The 2,589-nt window shown below is 69.7% G+C and carries 1 pseudogene; it reads left to right on the top strand.

The window, feature by feature from the left end:
- Window positions 1-2,589, top strand: a pseudogene (locus RZR99_RS32620) (condensation domain-containing protein); the annotation flags it as partial.

Raw genomic sequence — 2,589 nt, 5'->3', positions numbered from 1 at the left:
CCCGATCTCAGAATCTACCTGCTGGATGAGTCCGGCCAACCCGTGCCGCTCGGCGCCGTCGGCGAACTGTACGTCGGCGGCGCGGGCGTCGCACGCGGCTATCTGAACCGGCCCGCCCTGAACGCCGAACGCTTCCTCGACGATCCCTTCTCCGAGCAGCCCGGCGCACGCATGTACCGCACCGGCGATCTCGCCCGCTATCTATCCGACGGCAACCTCGTGTTCTTCGGCCGCAACGATCAGCAGGTCAAGATCCGCGGTTTCCGGATCGAGCCCGGTGAAATCGAAGCCCAGCTCGCCGCTCATCCCGACGTGCGCGAAGCCGTCGTGCTCACGCGCGACGATCAGCGGGGCGAAGCGCGGCTCGTCGCCTATGTCACGCTANATCGAGGTTCAGCTCGCCGCGCATCCCGACGTGCGCGAAGCCGTCGTGATCGCCTGCAACGACCCGCAGGGCGATACCCGGCTCGTCGCCTATGTCACGCTGCGCGACGGCGCGGCCGCCGACGGCGAGCTGGCTCACGTGCTGCACGCGCATCTCGACACCCGGCTGCCCGACTACATGGTGCCGGCCGCCTTCGTCCGGCTCGACCACCTGCCGCTCACCCCCAACGGCAAACTCGACCGCAAGGCGCTTCCCGCGCCTTCCGACGACGCATTCGCCCATCAGCACTACGAGGCGCCGCAAGGCGACATCGAAACCACCCTCGCGTCGCTCTGGCAGGAACTGCTCGGCGTCGAACGCGTCGGCCGTCACGACAACTTCTTCACCCTCGGCGGCCATTCGCTGCTGGCCGTGCGCCTGCTGAGCCGCCTGCCCGCCGCGCTGGCGGTGGAGTTCCCGCTGTCGGTACTGTTCACGCATCCGACGCTCGACGCGTTCGCACAGGCCGTCTCCGAACGTCTCGCGCATACCGACCCGCAGTCCCTGCCCGCGATCGAACCGATCCCCCGCGACGGGCCGCTGCCGCTGTCGTTCGCGCAGCAGCGCATGTGGTTCCTCGCGCAGCTCGAAGGCGTCAGCGCGACCTATCACATCCCCGTGATGCTGCGGCTGAGCGGCCCGCTCGACGTCGCCGCCTGGTGCGGCGCGCTCGATGCGATCTGGGCGCGTCACGAGGCGCTGCGCACCGTTTTCCCGACCGTCGACGGCCAGCCCACGGCCCGACTGCTGCCGGCCGGCAGCGGCATGCCGCTGCGCCACGACGACCTCTCGTCCCATCCCGACACCGAGCGCGAGCTGCGGCGCCTGTGCGAACAGGAGGCGCACCTGCCGTTCGATTTGGCGCACGGCCCGCTGATCCGCGCCCGCCTGGTACACCTCGGCGAAGACGACCACGCGTTCATGCTGATCCAGCATCACATCGTCACGGACGGCTGGTCCAACGGGGTGCTGACCCGCGAACTGGGCACGCTGTACCGGAACCTGCGCTACCGGCACACCGCCGCGCTGCCGCCGCTCGATATCCAGTACGCCGACTACGTCGCGTGGCAGCAGCACTGGCTGAGCGCCGAGCGGCTCGCGGGCGAGGTCGAGTACTGGCGCAACGCCCTGTCCGGCGCGCCCGTGCTGCTCACGCTGCCGACCGATCGGCCGCGCCCCGCGCGCCAGTCGTTCGAGGCCGCGTACGTGCCGCTACGCTTCGACCCCGCGCTGACCCGCGACATCCGGCGTCTTGCCCAGCGCCACGGCGTGACGCCGTACATGCTCTTCGCGACGGCGTGGGCCACGGTGCTTGCGCGCCTGTCCGGCCAGGACGATGTGGTGATCGGCACGCCGACCGCCAATCGCGCGCGAACGGAGGTCGAGCCGCTGATCGGCCTGTTCGTCAATACGCTCGCGCTGCGTATCGACCTGTCGGCCAAGCCCAGCGTCACGGACTTGCTCGCCCGCGTCCGCACGACCGTGCTCGGCGCGCACGAACATCAGAACCTCCCGTTCGAGCAGGTGGTCGAAACCGTGCAGCCGCCGCGCCGGCTCGATCACACGCCGGTCTTCCAGGTCATGCTCAGTTGGCTGGACAACAGCCGCGGCCGGCTCGATCTGCCCGACCTGCAGTTGTCGCCGCTCGGAGGGGGCGTCAGCCGCGTGAAGTTCGATCTCGAACTCGATCTGGGCGACGACGGTCAGGCGATCGTCGGCGCGATGCGCTATGCGACCGCGCTGTTCGACGCCGCGACCGTCGAGCGGCACGGCGAATACCTGCTCGCGGTGCTGCGCGCCATGGCGGCCGATCCGCAGCAGCCGATCAGCCGGATCGATCTGCTCGGCCCCGACGAGCGCCGCCTCCTGCTCGACACCTGGAACGCCACCGACCGGCCCTATCCCGACCAAGCCTGTATCCATCAACTGGTCCAGCAACAGGTCCAGCTGCACCCCGACGCCCTCGCCATCGTCTGCGGCTCGACCTCCGTCACCTACGCCCAACTCGACGACCGCGCCAACCAGCTTGCCCATCACCTGCTCTCCCTCGGCCTCTCCCCCGACGCCCGCATCGCCCTCTGCGCCCAACGCACCCCAGAACTCGTCGTCGCCATGCTCGCCGTCTCCAAAGCCGGCGCCGCCTACCTCCCCCTCGATCCCGAGTC

The sequence above is a fragment of the Burkholderia alba genome, from assembly GCF_034721475.1.
In the GTDB taxonomy this organism is placed as follows: Bacteria; Pseudomonadota; Gammaproteobacteria; order Burkholderiales; family Burkholderiaceae; genus Burkholderia; species Burkholderia alba.
Note: the sequence above shows the minus strand (reverse complement) of the source record. Positions and strands in the feature narration are given on the sequence as shown.